At 53.9% G+C, this 21,723-nt stretch carries 21 protein-coding genes; 11 read left to right on the top strand and 10 right to left on the bottom strand.

Going from position 1 to position 21,723, the window contains the following annotated elements; genetic code table 11:
• Window positions 1-8: 8 nt before the first annotated feature.
• The 5 genes from dusA to A0G03_RS19090 all read right to left on the bottom strand — a co-directional run bounded on the left by dusA (window position 9) and on the right by A0G03_RS19090 (window position 3,814).
• Window positions 9-1,031 (bottom strand): tRNA dihydrouridine(20/20a) synthase DusA, encoded by a 1,023-nt coding sequence (gene dusA / locus A0G03_RS19070; RefSeq protein ID WP_048262172.1) that lies wholly within the window; start codon window positions 1,029-1,031, stop codon window positions 9-11.
• 197 nt (window positions 1,032-1,228) lie between these two features.
• Window positions 1,229-1,522: a DUF7677 family protein gene (locus A0G03_RS19075; RefSeq protein WP_048262171.1), complete on the bottom strand. Its 294-nt coding sequence runs from the start codon at window positions 1,520-1,522 to the stop codon at window positions 1,229-1,231.
• Window positions 1,523-1,557: 35 nt separating this feature from the next.
• Entirely contained in the window at window positions 1,558-2,121 is a 564-nt protein-coding gene (locus A0G03_RS19080) for an SMI1/KNR4 family protein (RefSeq protein ID WP_048262169.1), read from the bottom strand.
• A 167-nt stretch (window positions 2,122-2,288) separates the two neighbouring features.
• Window positions 2,289-2,945, bottom strand: coding sequence for a DsbA family protein (locus A0G03_RS19085; protein ID WP_048262167.1), 657 nt, complete (start codon window positions 2,943-2,945; stop codon window positions 2,289-2,291).
• Window positions 2,933-3,814, bottom strand: a complete 882-nt coding sequence (locus tag A0G03_RS19090) for an MBL fold metallo-hydrolase (protein WP_048262165.1) — start codon at window positions 3,812-3,814, stop codon at window positions 2,933-2,935. The genes A0G03_RS19085 and A0G03_RS19090 overlap by 13 nt, the downstream gene beginning before the upstream one ends.
• A 107-nt stretch (window positions 3,815-3,921) precedes the next feature.
• On the opposite strand from A0G03_RS19090, the gene A0G03_RS19095 reads away from it, so the two are divergent.
• On the top strand, window positions 3,922-4,830 hold the full coding sequence (locus A0G03_RS19095; protein ID WP_048262163.1) for a LysR family transcriptional regulator: 909 nt from the start codon (window positions 3,922-3,924) through the stop codon (window positions 4,828-4,830).
• A 32-nt stretch (window positions 4,831-4,862) separates the two neighbouring features.
• Here the strand turns inward: A0G03_RS19095 and A0G03_RS19100 are convergent, their stop codons facing one another.
• Window positions 4,863-5,786: a LysR family transcriptional regulator gene (locus tag A0G03_RS19100; protein ID WP_048262162.1), complete on the bottom strand. Its 924-nt coding sequence runs from the start codon at window positions 5,784-5,786 to the stop codon at window positions 4,863-4,865.
• 135 nt (window positions 5,787-5,921) lie between these two features.
• Here A0G03_RS19100 and lysA point away from each other — a divergent pair, with 135 nt between their 5' ends.
• The gene (gene lysA, locus A0G03_RS19105; protein ID WP_048262160.1) at window positions 5,922-7,184 is read left to right on the top strand and encodes a diaminopimelate decarboxylase; all 1,263 of its coding nucleotides are present in this window, start codon (window positions 5,922-5,924) and stop codon (window positions 7,182-7,184) included.
• Here the strand turns inward: lysA and A0G03_RS19110 are convergent.
• A complete protein-coding gene (locus tag A0G03_RS19110; RefSeq protein WP_048262159.1) occupies window positions 7,181-8,137 on the bottom strand; it encodes a DMT family transporter in 957 nt (318 codons plus the stop codon). The two genes, lysA and A0G03_RS19110, sit on opposite strands and share 4 nt — an antisense overlap.
• Before the next feature lie 184 nt (window positions 8,138-8,321).
• Between A0G03_RS19110 and A0G03_RS19115 the strand changes: the two genes are divergently transcribed.
• A complete protein-coding gene (locus A0G03_RS19115; RefSeq protein WP_048262269.1) occupies window positions 8,322-8,876 on the top strand; it encodes a helix-turn-helix domain-containing protein in 555 nt (184 codons plus the stop codon).
• A 23-nt stretch (window positions 8,877-8,899) separates the two neighbouring features.
• Here A0G03_RS19115 and A0G03_RS19120 read toward each other — a convergent pair whose 3' ends face one another.
• Both A0G03_RS19120 and A0G03_RS19125 read right to left on the bottom strand, forming a co-directional pair.
• The gene (locus tag A0G03_RS19120) at window positions 8,900-9,925 is read right to left on the bottom strand and encodes a LacI family DNA-binding transcriptional regulator (RefSeq protein ID WP_048262157.1); all 1,026 of its coding nucleotides are present in this window, start codon (window positions 9,923-9,925) and stop codon (window positions 8,900-8,902) included.
• Window positions 9,926-10,057: 132 nt separating this feature from the next.
• Window positions 10,058-10,402: a PTS lactose/cellobiose transporter subunit IIA gene (locus A0G03_RS19125; RefSeq protein WP_048262155.1), complete on the bottom strand. Its 345-nt coding sequence runs from the start codon at window positions 10,400-10,402 to the stop codon at window positions 10,058-10,060.
• A 253-nt stretch (window positions 10,403-10,655) separates the two neighbouring features.
• Here A0G03_RS19125 and A0G03_RS19130 point away from each other — a divergent pair, with 253 nt between their 5' ends.
• The 5 genes from A0G03_RS19130 to A0G03_RS19150 all read left to right on the top strand — a co-directional run bounded on the left by A0G03_RS19130 (window position 10,656) and on the right by A0G03_RS19150 (window position 15,129).
• A complete protein-coding gene (locus tag A0G03_RS19130; RefSeq protein WP_048262153.1) occupies window positions 10,656-11,993 on the top strand; it encodes a PTS sugar transporter subunit IIC in 1,338 nt (445 codons plus the stop codon).
• A gap of 24 nt (window positions 11,994-12,017) precedes the next feature.
• A complete protein-coding gene (locus A0G03_RS19135; protein WP_048262151.1) occupies window positions 12,018-13,454 on the top strand; it encodes a glycoside hydrolase family 1 protein in 1,437 nt (478 codons plus the stop codon).
• 38 nt (window positions 13,455-13,492) lie between these two features.
• Entirely contained in the window at window positions 13,493-13,810 is a 318-nt protein-coding gene (locus tag A0G03_RS19140) for a PTS sugar transporter subunit IIB (RefSeq protein WP_048262149.1), read from the top strand.
• Between the two features lie 96 nt (window positions 13,811-13,906).
• A complete protein-coding gene (locus tag A0G03_RS19145; RefSeq protein WP_039296655.1) occupies window positions 13,907-14,674 on the top strand; it encodes an FCD domain-containing protein in 768 nt (255 codons plus the stop codon).
• 2 nt (window positions 14,675-14,676) lie between these two features.
• On the top strand, window positions 14,677-15,129 hold the full coding sequence (locus tag A0G03_RS19150) for a GNAT family N-acetyltransferase (protein ID WP_048262147.1): 453 nt from the start codon (window positions 14,677-14,679) through the stop codon (window positions 15,127-15,129).
• 350 nt (window positions 15,130-15,479) lie between these two features.
• Here A0G03_RS19150 and A0G03_RS19155 read toward each other — a convergent pair whose 3' ends face one another.
• Entirely contained in the window at window positions 15,480-17,135 is a 1,656-nt protein-coding gene (locus A0G03_RS19155; RefSeq protein ID WP_048262145.1) for a methyl-accepting chemotaxis protein, read from the bottom strand.
• Between the two features lie 633 nt (window positions 17,136-17,768).
• Here A0G03_RS19155 and aas point away from each other — a divergent pair.
• The 3 genes from aas to A0G03_RS19170 are packed head-to-tail and all read left to right on the top strand — an operon-like array spanning window position 17,769 to window position 21,657.
• Window positions 17,769-19,970: a bifunctional acyl-ACP--phospholipid O-acyltransferase/long-chain-fatty-acid--ACP ligase gene (gene aas, locus A0G03_RS19160; RefSeq protein WP_048262143.1), complete on the top strand. Its 2,202-nt coding sequence runs from the start codon at window positions 17,769-17,771 to the stop codon at window positions 19,968-19,970.
• On the top strand, window positions 19,967-21,190 hold the full coding sequence (gene lplT / locus A0G03_RS19165; protein ID WP_048262141.1) for a lysophospholipid transporter LplT: 1,224 nt from the start codon (window positions 19,967-19,969) through the stop codon (window positions 21,188-21,190). Before aas ends, lplT begins: the two co-directional genes overlap by 4 nt.
• A gap of 11 nt (window positions 21,191-21,201) precedes the next feature.
• A complete protein-coding gene (locus tag A0G03_RS19170) occupies window positions 21,202-21,657 on the top strand; it encodes a GNAT family N-acetyltransferase (protein ID WP_011095140.1) in 456 nt (151 codons plus the stop codon).
• The last annotated feature ends 66 nt before the right edge of the window (window positions 21,658-21,723 follow it).

A 21,723-nucleotide genomic window follows, 5' to 3' on the forward strand; every position in this document is an offset into this window, starting at 1 on the left:
AGTGTTTTTTAAACCAAATTAACTAACGCCAGTGCACGTTCTACCACCGCAGAATCGGCTCCAGGTTTGTGGGCATTCTCGCTCAGATAGCGTCGCCACTGACGAGCGCCGGGGATGCCCTGAAACATGCCGAGCATATGGCGTGTGATGTGGCCTAAAGAGGCATCGCCAGAGAGTTCGCGCTCGATATAGGGATACATGGAGCGTACTACACCAGCGAGATCCGGCGTGGCGACATCGATACCAAACAGTTCGCGGTCAACCTGCGCCAGAATTCCGGGGTTTTGGTAGGCTTCACGCCCCATCATTACGCCGTCGAGATGCTGCAAATGCGTTTTGGCTTCTTCCAGCGTTTTGACACCGCCGTTGATAGCGATAGTCAGTGCTGGGAAATCACGCTTGAGCTGGTAAACGCGCGGATAATCTAACGGTGGAATTTCCCGATTCTCTTTCGGACTCAGGCCCGATAGCCAGGCTTTGCGCGCGTGGACGATAAAGGTATCGCACTCGCCGCGTTCGGCTACGGTTTGAATAAATTCGCACAGGAATTCATAGCTGTCTTGATCGTCGATGCCGATGCGGGTTTTCACCGTAATCGGAATTGAAGTACTGTCTTTCATCGCTTTGATGCAGTCTGCCACCAGTGCCGCTTCGCCCATCAGACAGGCGCCGAAACGGCCATTCTGCACACGGTCAGACGGACAACCAACATTCAGGTTAACTTCATCATAGCCGCGCTGTTCTGCCAGTTTGGCACACTGTGCCAGCGCTTGCGGATCGCTACCGCCGAGTTGCAGCGCCAGCGGATGTTCTTCTTCGCTGTAGGCTAGATAGTCACCTTTGCCGTGAAGAATCGCGCCTGTCGTCACCATTTCGGTATACAACAGCGTCTGGCCAGTCAACTGGCGAAGGAAGTAACGGCAATGACGATCGGTCCAGTCGAGCATCGGCGCGATGGAGAAGCGGTTAAGGCTAGAAGCGCGGGAATCGGCGGATATTGTGTTGTTTTTATCTGATTTTACGTCGGTCATGGTTTGTCAGTCATCGTTTCGTGTGTTTCTGGCGGTGTTGTCTGAGGCTATCTTTTCTAGCGTCCGACTATAGCACAGGGGACAGGTCATGACCGATAGCGATCTTGCTTCGCATCAGGGAGCATGCGTCTTCATTCCCAGTAGCAGCCTCGACCGTTTCGTCGAGGCTTTTTTGATCAAGACGCTCTGTGGATAAATTAATGCAGCTCAACTTCCCAGTCTTCATAAGGGGGATCAACGGTGAAACTGGGATCACAGTATTGTCGTAAATAATCTGTTGCCCGTTTTTCGGCATATTTGGCGTTCAGTACGTTGCCGTCTTCATCCAGCTCTAACACATTGGCGTAGATAGCGAAGACTTGTTCAAACGCGCTGGGCTCTTCACCGTACAGTGAAAGGTAATCAATACCTTCAAGCGTATTTTGGGTACCGCTAGCCATGAAATAGGCGAACGTTCTTAATGCGCTGCTAAAGCTGTGGCTTAATTTCATGGTAACTCGCTCCCGTTATTGACTACGTTGCGCATTTATAGCTCATCAATCGGTGTCAGCCCGCCGTATTCATCAGAGTAAACGTATTTTCCGGCAATCACGTCGGAGACATAGTTCTGGAACCAGTTTGCGAACGACGGGGACAGTTTCTCTCTCTCATCCATGTCGTGCCACATGGTAATAATCTGGCCGTGCTGGCCTCCGACCGCCGCATCGAGATCGAGGCAGTAGTGATCGCCGCCGCCGTTGTGGGTAAAGGGGATCCACTTTACGTTCCACCAGTCGGTCTTTATGCCGTCTTCCGGGCTGGACTGGATGCCCTCAAATTGCCCATCGCTCAGCAACGACTGCCAGATTTCCCATTGTTCAAGTACCGCGTGCGTGGATAAGAATTCTGCATTCTCAAAAATGCCACCAGAGTAGGTATCTTGTCCGTTGTGAATACGCAAACAGGCTTTATAGTCCTCTGGCAGTGAGGTGCCAAGTGCGTGTTCAAGCGCCTCTAACTCTTGTTCTGTAGCGGGTAGATTGAGCCCTTTGCGTCCTTCAGGCCAGTGCGTTTCCAACCATGTTTCAAAAACAGACCAGTGTTCGTTCATGTTGCTTCCTTCTCAACGAGATTGATGAATAAACGCGGTAGCACGCTGATTTATCAAGAAGGAAATACTTTAGCGGTTTAAGGGGATGAGATACAGCCGGTATCGGGAACGAAAAAACAAAGGGAGTAAGCCATGGCTTGCTCCCTTGAGGCGGTTGATGAGAACGCTTATGCGGCTGTGTGGTTGACCATCTGTGTCAGCACCTTGCGCCACGCTTCTACCTGGCCGAGGTAGTTTGCCGCTGGGATTTGCTGGAAATTCCCGTTGGCGTCTTCTAGCGCAAAAGTGGGGAAGCCTTGTCCGCGCACTTTCGCCAGTAATTCTCGACTGGCGTTGATATGCTTGGACAGCGTTTCTGCCTGAATAAAGGCAAATTCCGTGCAGAAGGCGTCGCCATCCAGACCGATCTCTTCTGCACACTGACGTAGCACGGCGGCGTCGACGATTTTGAGCCCGGAAACGTAGTGCGCCCGCTCAATCTGGTGCAGCATTTCCATGCCTTTGTCATCCATCGCTTCCGCAGCAAGTACAGCAGCCGTCGGCGGCGCGGAATCCAGTACGACGCTGGTGTCGCGCAGTAACCCTTCGTAATAATCTTCCCCGAAAGTTTGCCCGGTCAACTGCGCAATACGGCGATCGTGCGGGATCACATAATCGTGCCATTCAGGGGTGATGGTTCGGCTGTTGCTGCCGGTCATCATACCGCCGCCGTGGAGGATCAGCTCCAACCCATCGATTTCCTGCGCGGCTAGCGCGAGTGGGGCGGCGCCGTAGCACCAGCCGCACAAGGGATCGTAAATGTAATGCAGTCTTACTGTGGCCACTTCATTTCACCTTTCAGTACCTGGGCACTCAGTTCAAGGCCAGATTCTTCTTTCAGTGTCGGATAATGTTTCTTCATTGCGGCGATCAGCTCGGCAGAATCTTTACTTTTCGCCAGCTCTTTTTCCACCGTATCCAGATATTGCAGCGTGAACGTCACGTTCTTCAAGGTGTAATCCGTTGGCGCGATGAAATGGCCTGGTACGACGGTGGTCGGCTTCAGCGCTTCAATAGATTTCAGCGTTTCACGCCAGTGAACGCGAGATTCTGGCGTTTGGGTATCGGCAAGCCAGACGTGGATGTTCGCAGATACGGGAATACCACCCACAACAGCTTTCAGCGATGGGATCCAGACGAAAGTGCGATCCGGCGTTGGCCCTTTCAACCCTTTCACTTCTAGTTTTTTGCCGTCAACGGTGAAGCTATCGCCTGCCAGTAGTTGAGGAACGACGATTTCTTTCGGCGCGTTTTCTTTCAGAACGGGCCCCCAGTGTGCCACTTTGCCGTCTTTGCTCGCATTGATGGCGTCGATGGTTGCTTGGGTCGCAATAATTTTAGCATCTGGGAACGCGGCTTTGATCACGTCGAGACCGAAGTAGTAGTCAGGGTCGGAGTGGCTGATATAGACGGTGGTCAGTTTTTTGCCGGTGGCTTTGATGCGATCAACCAGCGTTTGGGCATCGTTACGCTGGAACTGGGCATCGATCAGGGCAACTTCTTTATCGCCGCTGATAATTTCAGAGGAAACGGGGAATACACTGGCTTCACCTGGATTAAATACATCGATTTTTAACTCAGCGGCGTTAGCAGTAGACGCCAGACCCAGCGATGCAGCGAGTAAAGATACGGTAAAAGCGATAGATTTAGACATGGTGATACTCCACAGGTATGACAGAAAGTGGGTTCATGTTATGTTGCATTAATCGTACGAAAAACCGCAAAATCGGCAATTGTTTGTTGCATGAAACGGACTAATTTATGGATCGCATTACGGCTGCTGAAGTGTTTGTGACTATTATAGACCGCGGTAGCATGATCGCGGCGGCAGAGGCGCTGGATATGTCTCGGGCGATGGTGACGCGTTATCTGGCGGAAATGGAGGCGTGGGCAGGGGCGCGGTTATTACATCGCACCACGCGCAAGCTCAGTCTGACGGATGCGGGTGAAAAAACGCTGGTGCGCTGCCGGGAGATGCTGGCGCTGACGGCGGACATGCGTGTCGAGGCCAATACTGATGATGCTACGTTAAGCGGCTTGCTGCGCCTCAGTTGTTCACAGTCGCTGGCGCAGGGAGCACTTGGTACGGCGATAACCGCTTTCCTACGACGCCATCCTCGGGTCGCTATCGATCTGCAAATGAATAATCGATCGGTGAATCTGGTCGAGGAACGCATCGATCTGGCGCTGCGTATCACCAACGAGCTGGATCCCAATCTGATTGCTCGACCGCTGGCAAACTGTGAGTCAGTGCTGTGTGCTTCCCCCTCTTATCTGAATGAGCACGGTATTCCGCGACAGCTGACCGATCTCTCTATTCATAACTGCCTGACCTACACCTATTTTGGCAAAAGCCTGTGGCATTTTTCCCGCGGTGATGAAAAGTTTACGATACCGGTAAGCGGAAACCTCAGTGGCAATGAATCGCTGGTGTTGCTGTCGGGTGCGTTGGAAGGAGCGGGGATTGCGCTGCAACCGCGCTATTCTGTGACCCCTTATCTTGCCAGCGGGCAGTTGGTGGCGCTGCTACCAGAATATCACCCACAGATGATGGGGATTTATGGCATCTATACGTCGCGCCGTCAGATGCCAACCGCGCTGCGTACCCTGTTGGATTTTCTGGTGGAATGGTTTGCTCACGATCCGCGTTGGCGGGCGCTGACACAGTGAGAAATGAAGTGAGCCGAATCAAGATCGGATCGTCACTGCCGCAAGATCTGCTCTAAACGTGAAGGCACGCCTGCGGCGTATTGTTTGAGTTGATCAATGACGGTATCGACCAGTGACGAAGCAGGGCGGTGCAGCGGACGAATCAGGCTGACGATAAAAGGCACATCAATACTAAAAGGCCGCACAACCACGCCAGACACCGCGTAATCCAGCGCCGTTAGTGGGTTGACGATGGATAGCCCGATGCCCGCCCGCACCATTGCACATACCGACGCCGCGCTGTGGGTTTCCAGCACCATCCGGCGCGATACGCCCTGTTCCTGAAACAGCGTATCCAGCAACTGGCGATAGCTGTCGGCGCTCGATAGGCTAATAAAAGGTTCATTGGCAAAATCCTGCGGTGTAAGCACGGCTTTTTGCGCCAGCGGATGCCCAGTTGGCAGCACGCAGACTTCATTTAACAACATCAATGTTTGTCGTTCTGTACCGGCTGGCGTGAGGCGATTTTCCGTTAAGCCTAGATCGTGACGCTGCGCGGACAGCCACTCTTCCAGCAGCGGCGACTCCTGCGGAATAATGTGCAGATTAAGCTGGGGGTAGCGTGCCAGCAGCGGCTTGCAGGCATCAGGCAGCAGCGACTGTGAGAACACGGGCAGACAGGCGATGGAAAGCTGCGCCTGCTGAAAACGGCGAATATCGCTGGCGGCGTTGATGATGCGATCCAACCCATAATAAGAGCGCTGTACTTCTTCAAACAGCTGTAATCCCTGAGCCGTCGGGTAAAGCCTGCCGCGCAGCCGCTCGAACAGCGTCATCTGAATCAGTTTCTCAAGACGTGCCAGCTCGCGGCTGACGGTCGGCTGCGACGTGTTCAGCAACGCGGCTGCTTCCGTCAAATTACCCGTGGTCATGACCGCATGGAAAATCTCGATGTGTCGTAAGGATATTGCTGCCATGTCACCTCCTTCATTCATTGAGATAAACCATATCAGAAATGAATAAAGTCTGCCTAAAACGATATTTGTTTACCTTTGAGGTTGTTTTTATAGTGATGCTCAATCACGCTTAACCCTGTAAATCGGTAATTATCTATGCCTCACGATCTGAATGACGTAACACACGCCCTCAACGCGCAAAGTTTGCGTGAACTGCCTGCCCGTTTTGGCTGCCCGGTTTGGGCCTATGACGCGCAGACCATCGTTAATCGCATCGCTCAGTTGCGCCAGTTCGACACGATCCGCTTTGCGCAGAAGGCGTGTTCCAACACGCACATTTTGCGCCTGATGCGTGAGCAAGGTGTGAAAGTCGATTCGGTATCGCTGGGGGAAATTGAGCGGGCTCTGATCGCAGGGTTCGTGCCGGGCACCGATGCTCACGAGATCGTCTTTACTGCCGATTTGCTGGATCGCCCGACGCTGCAACGCGTTTCTGAACTGAACATTCCGGTGAACGCCGGTTCGGTCGATATGCTGGAGCAGCTTGGGCAGCAGTCGCCGGGGCATCCGGTGTGGCTGCGTGTGAATCCGGGCTTTGGTCATGGTCATAGCCAGAAAACCAACACCGGTGGCGAGAACAGCAAGCACGGCATCTGGTACGGTGATTTGCCGCTGGCGTTGGCGCACATTCAGCGCTATCAACTGAAGCTGGTGGGAATTCACATGCATATTGGTTCTGGCGTCGATTACGGCCATTTGGAACAGGTGTGCGAGGCGATGGTTCAGCAGGTTGTTGAACTGGGTCAGGATATCGAGGCGATTTCAGCAGGTGGCGGACTGTCGATTCCTTATCGTCACGGCGAAGAAGCGATTGATACTGAACACTATTACGGGCTGTGGAATGCGGCGCGTGAGAAAATTGCTGCGCATCTCGGTCATCCAGTTACGCTCGAAATCGAACCCGGACGTTTTTTGGTCGCTGAATCCGGCGTATTGGTGGCGGAAGTACGAGCGATAAAATCCATGGGCAGCCGCCACTTTGTGCTGGTCGATGCGGGGTTTAACGATCTGATGCGTCCGGCGATGTACGGCAGTTATCACCACGTTTCTCTGCTGCCGGGCGATGGCCGTGATATCAGCCAGTCCACGTTGCGCGACAGCGTGATTGCGGGACCACTGTGTGAATCCGGTGATGTATTTACCCAGCAGGCGGGCGGTGGCGTGGAAACCTTCCCGCTACCGGATGCACAGGTTGGTGACTATCTGGTCTTCCACGATACTGGCGCATACGGCGCATCCATGTCCTCTAACTACAACAGTCGTCCGCTGTTGCCGGAAGTGCTGTTTGAAAACGGCGAACCGCGCCTGATCCGCCGTCGTCAGACGCTGGAAGAGCTGCTGGCGCTGGAAGCGCTTTAATCGACATGGTTCGACTGTGTTGGGGGAAAGGCATCCTGCTTTTCCCCTGAACGTGGTGCATCACGCAGATTGTCCCCGTGTCGGTTGAACCTGATGCGCCAGCCGAATGTCATCCCAGCGGCAGATAGCAGAATCGCAACCGCTCCCGCAAGCTGCATCCCATCCAGTTTATGTCCAAAGGCTGCCCAGTCGACCAGCGCCGCAATGACAGGATAGATAAACGACAGTGCGCCAACCAGCGCGGTCGGGATCTTCTGGATCGCGCTGTATAACAGTGTCGACATCAGGCCGGTATGGATCACGCCGATAGCCACGAGAATTCCCCATTGCGATACTGTCGGAGAGGTGGGAATAGCGGCGAAGGGGGAAAGAACAACGACGCCAACGAGTAGCTGTATCAGCACAAGCACGTGCGGCGGGATCCCTGAGAGCTTTTTCGTAATGGCGGCTGCTACGGCATAAAAGAACGCCGCGCCCAGTGCCATCAGTACGCCAGACAGATACCCTTTGTCATCGCTGTCAGCCCCTGTTTGAGCACTGACGATTAAGACGATGCCGCCAAAGGCGCACAGTAGCCAGCAGGTTTTGTTGAGGGTCAGCGTTTCCCTGAAAAAGATCGCGCCAAGCCCCACCAGCATGAAGGGCTGCGTGTGATAAACCACGGTGGCGACGGCAATAGATGCGTGCGAGTAAGCGCCAAACAGCAGCGTCCAGTTGAGCACCAGCGCCAGACCGCCGAGTATGGCAATGCCAGCCTGCTTCCTGTTAATGACGCCTCGCCGCAACAAACCCAGTAGCCCGCATACCGCTAGCATCGTCAATGCGCCGAACGCACAGCGCCAGAAGACCACCGTCATCGCGGATTGCCCTGCCGTCAGGACAAACCAGCCAACCGTACCGGAAATGATCATCGCGAGAGCCATTTCTATCGTGCCGCGAGCCTGTGGTGTCATCTTTTTCCTGCCTGTCAGTGTGAAAAAATCAGTGCGAGAGTGCTGTCATATCGAACGAAATTTTTTATAATGAACAATAGAGCGAAATAATGAACATGAATCGATTGTTCGTCAAGTCGAACAATTGGTCGTTATGGTGAACGATATGACGGTTGATAATCAGGAAAATGGCGTACAAGAGGGTATGCAGGTCGCTACGCCTATCGCACGGCTGGCTGTTTCTATCCGGCGCGAGCGTGAGCGGTTAAACCTGTCAGTGACCGAGCTGGCAAAGCGTGCGGGGCTGGCAAAATCAACCCTTTCACAGCTGGAAAGCGGGGTCGGTAATCCGAGTTTGGAAACGCTCTGGGCGCTGGCGATGGCGCTCGATGTACAGGTGAGCCAACTGATTGGGCAGCCTCGCCAGCATGTGCAGGTGATTCGGGCTAACGAGGGGGCGGCTACCTATTCGGAGCAGGCAAACTATGCCGCGACGCTGCTGGCCGCCTGTCCGGCTGGCGCGCAGCGTGATATCTATCGGCTTAAGGTGCAACCGGGCGAGGTCAGACTCTCCCAGCCGCATAGGCCAGGAACGATAGAGCATGTGATTCTGAGCAGCGGTCGCGCCAGAATTGGGCCGGTTACACAGCCCATTGAACTCAACGCGGGAGATTACATCAGCTACTCGGCGGACATCCCGCATCTGTTTGACGCACTGGAGGCGGATACGACAGCGGTAATGTTGATTGAACACGGCTGATGACGCGGAGAAAGCGATCGGTTTTACCGCGAGTTTTGCTGTGCGTAGTACGGCCCTTTCTGTACCGATTCGCGTAGCTTAAGTTCGCCAGTAAAAGGTTGCAGCGGTTTGACGTCTTTCCCTGCGATCAGATCCAGCACTTGCGTAATCGCGGTAGCGGCCATCTCTTCAATCGGCATATAGACGGTGGAAAGTGAAGGGTGCAGATAGGTCGCGCAGGGTTCATCGTCAAAGCCAAAGACGGAGACATCCTGCGGCAATCTTTTCCCCGCTTCGTATAGCGCTTTCATCGCGCCAATCGCCATGTCATCGTTGCTGACGAACAGTGCGCTAAAGCTGACACCGTTATTTAGCAACTGGCGCGCAGCCTGATAGCCACTGGCGACCATGCTGGTTCCGTGCGCCACTCGGCGTGGATCAACCTCGATCTGGTGGTCGATTAATGCCTGCTGATAGCCCGCAAGCCGTGCCCGCGCCGTCGGCGTTTGCATCGGTGCGGTGATGCAGGCGATCTCGCGATGGCCCTGTTCGATCAGGTAATTCACCACGTCAAATGCGGCCTGCTGCTGGCGGAAGAAAATACAACGTTCCCGCGCCTGCGGCAGATCGCGATTCATCACCATGATTGGAATGGTCTGCGTGTTGAGCAGCGTCATGAGATCCGCTTCGGACATATAGCGGGTGTAGAGAATAATGGCGTCACACTGTCTGTCAGACAGAAGTTGCACCGCGCGCATTTCGTCTTCGGGCGTATCGTGTCCGTCGGTGACGATCAGGTGCTTCCCGCTGCTCTCTGTTATCTCTGCGGCACGGCGTAGCAGGCGACCAAAATAGGGGCCGTCAAAATTAGAGATAACAAGACCGATACTGTTTGAGGTACGGCGAGCCAGCGAACGCGCCAAAAAATTAGGACGGTAGCCGAGCTCATCCATTGCCTGAAATACTGCATCGCGCGTTGCCTGTTTGACCTGGCCGGTGCCGTTTAGCACTCTGGACACGGTCGCTTTAGACACGCCTGCGCGTTTCGCCACTTCAAGCATGGTTTTCATGGCTGCACCTTATTGAGTATGATGACGGGCTGAAAACGCCTATCCATCCTTGTTACGAACATCATGCGACATGATACCACAGGCATATTGTCGGATTTAACGGCTGATGCTCGTTTCTCAACCCGATTTTTGTCAGTTTTGTGATGTAGCCATTTCTCGCCGTAACAAGACAATCTCTTCCGCCAAATCCCGGCATAGCATGGCGGTCATCAGATGATCCTGCGCATGTACCATGATCAGATTGACGGGCACCTTTCCTTCTCCTTCATCCAAACCGATTAGCCGTGTTTGAACGCGGTGAGCGGCACGCGCCGCCTCTTGTGACGCGGCAAGCAGTTCATCGGCCTGTTGCCACTCTCGCTGACGCGCGGCCTGAATTGCCATCATGGCGTTTGAGCGAGCTTCACCCGCGTTGATCAACAGTTCCATCACGGTTTGTTCCATATCGAATGCAGGGAGGTTCTCTGTGTCTTTCATCGTAGGTTTCCTTATCACTGTCAGGAAAGCAGCCTAAGTAGGCTGCAATTTATGGTATGCCAAAAATCACATTTTCATCATATTGGAATTCCAATATTGGCTTGTGAGAATCCTGTCACAGAAAAATAATTCATTATGGTTGATTTTTGGTATGCCAAACGCGAAAGCGCGGTACCTGCATTTACCCTGCGCGTAACGGCCATCCCGCGTATAACACGCGATATAACAATATGATGATCAAAGAGGTGGTGTTATGTCATTTAAGGACCAACTGATTGATTCATTGGGCTCCTTTGCCAATAAATTTAATAGCCTGCGTTACATTATGGCGATTAAGGCATCCTTTATTACACTGATGCCTGTCATTATCGTCGGGGCGTTCTCCGTTCTGATTTCCAACATGGTGATGGACCCCAAAAATGGTCTGGCCAGTTTTTCCATGTTCTCGTTCTTGGCGGAACTCAAGCCGATCATGAGCGGTATTAACTACGCCACGCTCAGCTTTCTGACTATCGGCGCCGTCTTTCTGATTGGCATCGAGCTTGGGAAGATTAACGGTTCACGCGGGCTGTTTCCCGGCCTGCTGGCGGTGATCTGCTTTATTGCCGTCACGCCAACCACGATCGAAATGGCCGTCAACGGGCAGATGATGGTGGTGAAAGACGTGCTGGCGAAACAGTTTTCCGATACCAAAAGCCTGTTTCTGGGGATGTTCATCGCCATCCTGTCTGTCGAGATGTACACCAAGCTGCAAAATGTCGATCGGCTGCAGATTAAAATGCCAGACAGCGTGCCGCCCAACGTCGCGGCCTCTTTTTCTGCGCTGTTTCCTTCCATTATCACGGTGGTTGCTATCGCCACCTTTGGGTTTGTGTTTCACCGCGTGACGGGCATGTATCTGTATGACGCTGTTTATAAAGTCGTACAGCAACCGCTGGAGTCCGTGGTGCAAAGCCTGCCTGGTTTATTGGTGCTGATGTTTGTCGCTCAGCTGTTCTGGGTGATCGGGATTCACGGCAACCAGATGATTAAACCGATTCGTGAACCGCTGCTGCTGGGGGCGATTGCCGTCAACATGACCGCGTTTGAGCAGGGGCATGAGATACCGAACATTATCACCATGCCGTTCTGGGATGTGTACATGAGCATCGGTGGTTCCGGCTTGACGATTGGCCTGCTGATGGCGGTGATGATTGCGTCTAAACGCAAAGAGATGAAAGAGATCGCCAAAATCTCTTTCGGCCCCAGCGTGTTCAATATTAATGAGCCGGTGATTTTTGGTATGCCGATTATGCTCAACCCGATTCTGGCTATTCCCTTCATTATCACACCGTTAGTGACGGGCACGATTGGTTATTTTGCCACCAGCATGGGGTTTGCGGGCAAAGCCGTGGTGATGGTGCCGTGGACGACACCGCCAATCATTAATGCCTGGCTGTCGACGGCGGGATCGATGGGGGCTGTCGCAACACAGATCGTATGCATCATCGTTGCGATGCTGATCTATCTGCCGTTTGTCAAAGTGGCGTCCCGTCGTGCCGAGCTGGCGCAGTTAGAAGCAGAAAAGCAGGCCGCAGCGGAAAAAGCCTGAAACGGACGAGAAGAGAGGTAATGCATGAGTAAGGTTGCACTGACTATTCCACCGGATTTTATTCTGGGCGCGGCGGCATCGGCATGGCAAACGGAAGGATGGAGCGGCAAGAAGGCAGGGCAGGATTCCTATCTGGATCTCTGGTACAAGCAGGATCGTCAGGTCTGGCATAACGGGTATGGTCCAGCGAAAGCGACAGACTTCTTTAATCGTTATCGGGAAGATGTGGCGCTGATGAAGCTGGCGGGGCTGACGCACTATCGTACGTCGATCAACTGGTCACGCTTTATGCTGGACTATGAGAAAGGCATCGTCGATGAAGAGTACGCGGCCTACATCGATAACCTGCTGGATGAAATGCATCGGCAGGGGATCGAACCGATGATCTGCCTAGAACATTACGAACTGCCCGCCTGTTTGCTGGAGAAGTATCAGGGCTGGTCATCCAAGCAGGTGGTGGAGTGGTTTGTGCTGTACGCCGATGCCGTTTTCGCCCGCTATGCTGGAAAAGTGAAGCGCTGGTTTACCTTCAATGAGCCGATTGTGGTGCAGACGCGCGTTTATCTGGACGCGCTACGCTACCCTTATGAGCAGAACACTCACACTTGGATGCAGTGGAATCACCATAAGAATCTGGCGACGGCTAAAGTGGTGCAGCTGTTTCGGCAGAAAGGCTATCACCGGGACGGCGGCTCGATCGGTGTGATCCTCAATCCGGAAGTCACGTATCCGAGATCCTGTGCCGCACACGATGTGAAGGCGGCACATCTTTACGATCTGTTCTATAACCGCGTTTTTCTCGATCCGGCGCTAAAAGGGGAATACCCGGCTGAACTGATCGCGCTACTGGCGCAGCATCAGGTGAAGTGGGATTACACGGAAGAAGAGCTGGCGATCATTCGCGATAACACGGTCGATGAGGTGGGAATCAACCTGTATTACCCGCACCGCGTAAAAGCGCCTAGCCGTGAATGGAACAAGGAAACGCCGTTCCATCCTGCCTATTACTATGAACATTTTGAGCTGCCGGGGCGCCGTATGAACACCTCGCGCGGCTGGGAGATCAATCCCAAAATCATTTACGACATGGCAAAGCGTATAGAACGTGAATACGGCAATGTGCCGTGGTTTGTGGCGGAAAACGGTATCGGCATCGAGAATGAATCGCGCTTTAAAGACGATACGGGCGTGATTCAGGATGATTACCGTATTGCGTTTATTGCGGAGCATCTTTACTGGACGCTGAAAGCGAAGGAAGAGGGGGCACATTGCCGAGGCTACATGCTGTGGGCATTTACCGACAACGTCTCACCGATGAATGCGTTTAAAAATCGTTATGGATTGATCGAAATCGATCTGGAACAGGATCGGCAACGAAGACCGAAAAAATCCGCTGGCTGGTTTCGTCAGCTACACGACACGCGTCGGCTTGAATTGACGCTGGATGATGAAGAGAAATAAGAGAAATAGACGCAGATAACCAAAATGAGGAACGGAATATGAAAAGAATCGTACTGGCTTGCTCGGCAGGCATGTCGACCTCACTGGTGGTCACCAAGATGGAGAAGGAAGCGGAAGCGCGGGGAATGGCGTTTAAGATCTACGCGATCCCGGAACAAAATCTGCGGGATGAATTGCAGGAGTTCGGCAGCGACATTATTGCGGTTCTGCTGGGGCCGCAGGTGCGCTTCAAACTTAACGAAAATAAAAAACTGACGGACAGCTATCAGATACCTATCGCGGTGATCGACCCTGTCGCCTATGGCACATTAAATGGCGCAAAAGTACTGGATCAGGCGCTGAGTTTGGTAGACTAATGCCCCGTCGCGACGTCAGTACGTGTGGCTGGGTATATTCGGTGCGGACCGACCTGACGTCCGCATTCAGTGCGACAGTGTATGTAGGGTGAAAGCGTGGCGAAGGATGTGGTTCTGCAAGAGAAGAAGCAATATCAGGAAATCGGCTGTGATTTGCGCCAGAAGATTCAATCAGGGGATTACCCTGTCGGATCGCGCCTTCCTCCTGAACGAAATATTGCGGAAACCTATGGCGTTAGCCGGACAATAGTGCGCGAAGCGCTATTGATGCTTGAGCTGGAAGGTACGGTTGATATTCGTCAGGGATCTGGGGTTTATGTCCTGCGTATTCCCGATGAAGACGATGCGGCAGACAGTGCCAAAAATCATATCGGCGCGTTTGAAATGCTACAAGCGCGCCAACTGCTGGAAAGCAATATTGCGGCGTTTGCGGCACGTATGGCAACGCGGGCAGATATCGAAAACCTGCGTAAAATACTGGAGCAAGAGCAGGCCGCGATTGCCGTAAAAGATTACCGCGGTGATTTCGACCGCCTGTTTCACCTGCAAATTGCTGGTGCGACGCAGAACCAGATGCTGCTGGAAACGGTCAGCAATATTTGGGCGTGCCGTGACGATAACGCGCTCTGGCAGCAGCTTTACACCCACGTTGGCACGCAAGGCTATCGCCTGAAATGGTTGGCGGATCATCAGGCTATTCTGGCGGCGCTGCGGCGTCGCGATGTGTCTGGCTCTTATCAGGCTATGTGGCAACACCTTGAAAATGTCAAAAATACGCTGATGGAAATCTCCGACGCCGACGCGCCCGAGTTCGACGGCTATTTATTTGATTCTGTACCGATTTTTCAAGGGAAACTGGTGTAGTCATGGCGAACATTGTTTACCTGGCGGATTATCCTCAGCATCAGGAACAGGTGATCGACTGGATATGGCAGGCATTTGGTAGCCAGAATAGCCGTGAATTCTTTGCCAGCGTGGTGCGCAATAGCCTGAACCCAGCGGCGCTGCCGCTGACGTTTATCGCGCTGGATGGTGATCGTTTAGTTGGGACGGTAGGGCTTTGGCGCTGCGATTTAATCAGCCGACAGGATCTGACGCCTTGGCTGGCGTCGCTGTATGTGGAAGAAAGTTATCGTGATAAAGGTCTGGGCGTGGCGCTGCAACGGCACGTACTGGATTTCTGTCGCCGCGCAGGTTTTGACGACCTTTACCTGTACGCCACGTTTAGCGGCTATTACGAAAAACACGGCTGGCGTTACATCGGCGATGGGCTGGACTACCCGGATAAAGTTGTGCGGCTGTATCACCAGCCGCTGTAGGCGGTCTTTTCTATGCAAAACTCAGAGGCAGTTTCGTGCGCGATAATACCGTTATTTTCATGCTACCTCGTAGCACGCGCCCGACACGGGACGGCTCAAGCGCCGCTCGCCCCGTGACCCCAGGCTTACGGCTAAATTATGCCGCTACGCGGTTCCATCGGTGTTCTTGACCGCTAACCGAGCCGCCAGTGACGCGTTCCCGACGCGGCACTGGCTTTCGCGACGTCCTGTCGCTCACTCGGCGGCCAAGCCCACCGCTGCATAATTTTTGACGCCAGATAACTGCAAAACCCATTATAAGTCGTAGCGCTTCCAGCACTGTGCAGAGGAGAGCTGAAGGGAATATGACATCAGAACGATGTCCAGTCTCCTTCACCGGCTGCGATACCGCTCTTACCCGGTGCGGCCAGCGCAGGCCTAAGGGTTAAGGATGGGGTTACCGTGGGTGTACGGGCGATCTGATGGCCGCTGCCTAAGCGGAACTGGCTGACCGTTTCGGCTAACTGTGCGGCCTGCTGTTGTAGCGACTGCGTGGCGGCCGACGCTTCATTCACCAGCGAGGCATTCTGCTGGGTGGTTACTTCCATCTGGTTCACCGCAACGTTCACCTGCTCAATGCCCATCGTCTGTTCATTGCTGGCGGAGCTGATCTCTCCGACCAAATCGCTGACCTTGCGCACGCCGTTGACGATATCTCGTATCGACACACCCGCTTGTACCACCAATCGGTTACCCGCTTCCACGGTTTGAACAGAGCGATCGATCAACTCCTTGATCTCTTTGGCTGCCGAGGCGCTGCGCTGCGCCAGACTGCGCACTTCACTGGCAACCACGGCGAAACCGCGACCTTGCTCACCGGCTCGTGCGGCTTCTACAGCGGCATTCAGCGCCAGAATGTTGGTCTGGAACGCGATACTGTCGATGACGCCGATGATATCGACGATCTTCTTCGAGGAAGAGTCGATCGCGCCCATCGTTTCCACCACTTCCGTCACCAACTGCCCACCCGACTGTGCCTGCTGCGTGGTCGATTGCGCCAGTTGGTTGGCCTGACGGGCGTTATCGGCATTCTGTCTGACCGTCGAGCTTAACTGCTCAATGGAGGCGGCGGTTTCCTGTAACGCACTGGCCTGCTCTTCCGTGCGGCTGGAAAGGTCGATATTACCTGCGGCAAGCTGTGAAGAAGCCCCCGCGATAGATTCAGACCCTTGGCGAACTTCGCCAACGATGGAACGCAGACGTACCGTCATATCTTGCAGAGCGTGCAGTAATTGAGCCGCTTCGTCGCGTCCTTCCGGCTGAATATCGTGCGTCAGATCGCCCGCCGCAACAGCCTGTGTCGCCCTGACGGCTCGCGCCAGCGGCTGCACGATACTGCGTGTGAGCACCCAGGCGATCAGCACGCCGATAATGGCGCTCAGCACGCCCGTGACGGCAAGGATGAGATCGCCACGGCTTGCGCCAGCGTTAATGTTTTTCCCCATTTGGTCGATGCTGGCGCGCTGGTGGTCGCGCAGCGCTTCCACGCTTGCCAGATAGCCATTGGAAGCGGGAACGAACTCATTGTCGAAGAGCGTTCTGGCGCGATCGAAATTACCCGCGCCTTTTTCCGTGATAATCGCATCGCGCTTTTTAATGTAGGACTGGCGATATTCGCCAACTTTGTCGAATAAGGCTTTTTCTTCTGGCGTAGAGATCAGGCTGGCAAAATCCTCCTGCCGTTTACCGCTTTCTTTACTGGCACGGGTGTTTTCTGCGGCAAATAGCTCAACCAGTGAATCGTCATTACTGCGTGCTACCGCCATACTGCGCTGGACACCGGCGACAAGCGTGGCATGCCAGTCCGATGCCAGCCGTTCTTTGCGCAGCGGCTCTTGCATCATCTGTTGTGTACTGCTGGACACCTGGTTAAGTTGGTAAATACCGCTGGTCAGCATGGCCAGCGAAAGCGCAATGAGTAGGCCAAAGCCACCGGCCAGTCGGGTACCTATTTTGTAGTTCTTCATTATTCGTTACACACACCTGGTTAAATTCAGCGTCTGCCCCATGCAGACTCCGCGATCCTACTCCTCACTTTCTGATTGATTCTGTTGAAAAAGTGGACTAATACCCCTGTGTTTGAGTGGTCATTTACTTATAAAAAGTCAGGAAATGTGATCGGGCGGGAAAAGAATGAAAAAGAGGAGTCGGGAAGAAAAGGAACCTTTAGGGGAAAATAGCGGCATTTATCTGGTGAAAAGGCTGTGAGAAGGCGGTTGGCTTACATGATTCGCTAGAATTTTACAGTTGGTTGCACTTATAGAATAACTCTTTCGATTCATCGCTGGTGAAGATAAGTGGCGATCCCTAGAGTAACAAGTCCCAGAGGTATTGATTGGTGATACATCGATGTACTCTGTACATTGAAATCATTTGATTACACCAACCTACGCGGATGCGTAGGTTTTTTTTTGCCTGAATTTCCCGCTTTTGCTATCTCCAGCGATTTTAATGCTATGCGAATGATGTGCTGACGACAATCTTCGCGTTAAGCCGCGCACCGTCGCTTGAACTATGGCGTGTATATAGTATTTTGACGTATCGCTTGGTGGTTTTGCGACTCAGCAAGCTGCCCGTTTATCTGTCTATTGGGAGAAGGCATGATTCATACCCTGTTACGTTGGGTGTTCCAGCGTCTGTATCGCATCCGGATCGAGGGCGACAGCAGCCAGTTTCAGCAATCCAAATTGCTCATCACCCCCAATCACGTCTCTTTCCTCGATGGCGTTTTGCTGGCGTTATTCTTACCGATAAAACCGGTTTTTGCCGTGTACTCCTCCATTTCCGATCGCTGGTTTATGCGCTGGTTGAAACCTTATATCGACTTTGTGCCGTTGGATCCCACCAAGCCTCTGGCGATTAAAGGGTTGATCAAGGTGATCGAGCGCGGCCAGCCTGTCGTGGTTTTCCCTGAAGGACGCATCAGCGTAACGGGATCGCTGATGAAGATTTACAGCGGTGCGGCGTTTGTCGCAGCGAAATCCGGGGCGACGATTATCCCCGTGCGCATTGATGGCGCCGAATTCACGCCGTTCGGTCGGCTGGCGGGCGTATTTAAACGGCGCTGCCTTCCACAGATTACTATCACCTATTTGCCACCGACCACATTGCCAATGCCGGAAGCCAGCAGCGCCAGAGCGCGTCGTGCACTGGCCGGTGAACGCTTGCACCAGATTATGATGAAAGCGCGGATGGAAACGCGTCCGCAGCATACGCTGTATCAGGCATTTCTGACGGCGAGATCCCGCTACGGGCGGCATTCTCCGAGCATTGCGGATATCTCATTCAATGAAGACAGCTATCAGGGCTTATTGAAAAAATCGCTGGGCGTATCGCGCATTTTGCAGCGCTTCACTCGCGCCGATGAACATGTCGGTATGCTGCTGCCCAATGCGACCATTACCGCGGCATCAATCCTAGGCGCATCGCTGCGTAACCGTATTCCTGCCATGCTGAACTACACCGCAGGCGCGAAAGGGCTGCAAAGCGCGATGAAAGCGGCGGGGATCAAAACGATCGTCACCTCTCGCCAGTTTCTTGAAAAGGGTAAGTTGACGGATCTGCCGAAGCAGGTCAGCGAAGCCAACTGGGTTTATCTGGAAGATTTGAAAGACACGGTGACGCTGGCGGATAAGCTGTGGATCCTGTTTCATCTGCTGTTTCCTGCTCGCGCGATGCTGCCGCAGAAACCTGACGATGCGGCCATTGTGCTGTTTACCTCCGGTTCTGAGGGGAACCCGAAGGGAGTGGTGCATTCTCACGACAGCCTGCTGGCGAACGTTGAGCAGATTCGTACTGTGGCGGATTTCACCCCGCGTGACCGCTTTATGTCTGCGCTACCGCTGTTCCATGCGTTTGGCCTGACTGTTGGGCTGTTAACGCCTTTGATGACGGGCGCTCGCGTGTTCCTCTACCCCAGTCCGCTGCATTATCGCATCGTGCCGGAACTGGTTTACGACCAGAACTGTACCGTGCTGTTTGGGACGTCTACGTTTTTAGGCAACTATGCGCGTTTTGCCCACCCGTATGATTTTGCTCGTTTGCGCTATGTCGTGGCTGGAGCTGAAAAGCTGTCTGAGACGACGCGACAGGTCTGGCAGGACAAATTCGGCATTCGCATTCTGGAAGGGTATGGCGTGACCGAATGTGCGCCGGTAGTCGCGATCAACGTACCGATGGCGACGAAAATTCATTCTGTCGGCCTGCTGTTGCCGGAAATTGAATCGCGTTTGATCACTGTACCGGGCATTACGCGCGGTGGCCGTCTGCAACTGCGTGGGCCGAATATCATGAAAGGCTATCTGCGGGTGGAAAATCCTGGCGTGCTCGAGACACCTGCGGCAGAAAACGCAGAAGGTGAATTGCAGCAGGGCTGGTATGACACTGGCGATATTGTCGAGCTGGACGAAAGAGGGTTCTGCACCATCATCGGCCGCGTGAAGCGCTTTGCCAAGCTGGCGGGAGAGATGGTTTCGCTCGAAAGCGTGGAGCAACTGGCGGTGAAGGTGTCGCCGGAGGCACAACATGCAGCCAGTGCGAAGAGCGACAGCAGCAAAGGTGAAGCGCTGGTGCTGTTTACAACGGACAGCCAGATAACCCGTGATGTGCTGCTTGCACAGGCACGCAGCAGCGGGGTGCCAGAATTGGCGGTACCGCGTGATATTCGCTACGTGAAAGCGTTACCGTTACTCGGCAGCGGCAAGCCTGACTTTGTCACGCTACGCCAAATGGCTGAAGAGTTGAGTGCCGAACAATCGAGCGTCAAACAACCTATTACTAACGCGTCGGAGCCTAGTGCATGAGTCAACAGACTGAACCCGCGACGCCTTTGCTGTCGCGCAGTATGAGCGCGGTGATTATCGCGCAGTTCTTCTCCGCGTTTGGTGATAACGCGCTGCTGTTTGCCACGTTAGCGTTGATCAAACAGCTGGTGTATCCCGACTGGAGCCAGCCGTTTTTGCAGATGGGGTTTGTGGCCGCGTACATCGTTTTAGCGCCGTTTGTCGGACAAATAGCGGATAGCTTCGCCAAAGGGCGGGTGATGATGTTCGCCAATACCCTGAAACTGGCAGGGGCGCTGCTAATTTGTGTGGGCGGGAATCCGTTTCTGGGATACACGCTGGTGGGCATTGGTGCCGCCGCGTATTCACCTGCGAAATACGGCATTTTGGGTGAGATCACGCGTGGCGATCAGTTGGTCAAAGCCAATGGCTTGATGGAAGCTTCGACCATTGCGGCGATCCTAACCGGCTCTGTGGCAGGGGGCGTGCTGGCGGACTGGAATATTTACGCGGCACTGTCGATTTGTGCGGTGGCTTATGGCGTGGCGCTGGGCGCGAATATGCTGATTCCACACCTCAACGCCGCCCGTCCAGGGCAGCCGTGGCATCCGCTGCAGATGGCGAGCAGCTTCTTTTCCGCCTGTCGGGTGCTGTGGCGCGATGGTGATGCTCGGCTTTCGTTGATTGGCACCAGCATGTTCTGGGGCGCGGGCGTGACGCTGCGTTTTCTGCTGGTACTGTGGGTGCCGCATGCGCTCGGCATTACCGATAACGCGACGCCGACGCTGCTTAATGCGATGGTCGCCGTTGGGATCGTTCTGGGGGCAGGGGGGGCTGCCAGACTGGTTACGCTCGATAATGTACGACGCTGCTTGCCTGCGGGGTTCCTGATTGGCGTGGTCGTGGTGATTTTCACACTTCAGCATAATCTCCTTAGCGCCTATTCCCTGCTGATTTTACTGGGGGCGCTCGGCGGGTTCTTCATTGTTCCGCTTAATGCGCTGTTGCAGGAACGTGGGAAAGCCAGCGTCGGTGCGGGTAATGCGATTGCCGTACAGAATTTGGGTGAGAACGGCGCTATGCTGTTAATGCTGGGGCTCTATTCTCTGGTGGTGAAACTGGGTGTCTCGGTTATCGCGATCGGGATTGGTTTTGGCGTTTTGTTTGCGCTGGCGATTGCGCTGCTGTGGGCATGGCTGCTCCTGAATAAACGCCGTGCGCGTCCTACGGGTGCAGAATAGGAAGGGTTGAAATGAGTCTGATATGGCATGACTGGGATGTGGCAGACCTTAACGTGTATTCACTACATGACATATTGGCGCTGCGCAGCCAGGTATTCGTGGTTGAGCAAACCTGCCCCTATCTGGATATTGATGGCCGCGATCTGGTGGAAGGCAATCGCCACATTGCGGCATATCGCGACGGCAAGCTTGCAGCGTATGCCCGGCTACTCGCTCCTCATCCGAACAACGATGTGGTGACGATTGGACGCGTGATTGTGGCTCCTCACGCTCGTGGGCAACATCTGGGCCATCAGTTGATGGAGCACGCGTTGATTGCCTGTGCACGCCACTGGCCGCAAAAGCATCTTTTCCTCTCTGCGCAGGCTCACCTGCAAGCGTTCTACGGCGCGTTTGGTTTTGTGGCGACTGGTGAGGCGTATGACGAAGATGGTATCCCGCATATTGATATGCTGTCGGCGTTCTGAGTTGTATTGAGTGTGTATCGGAAGGAATGGATGCTGCTGCGTAAAAAAACCGGCTAACGTATGGCT

Source organism: Pectobacterium peruviense (genome assembly GCF_002847345.1).
Taxonomy (GTDB): domain Bacteria; phylum Pseudomonadota; class Gammaproteobacteria; order Enterobacterales; family Enterobacteriaceae; genus Pectobacterium; species Pectobacterium peruviense.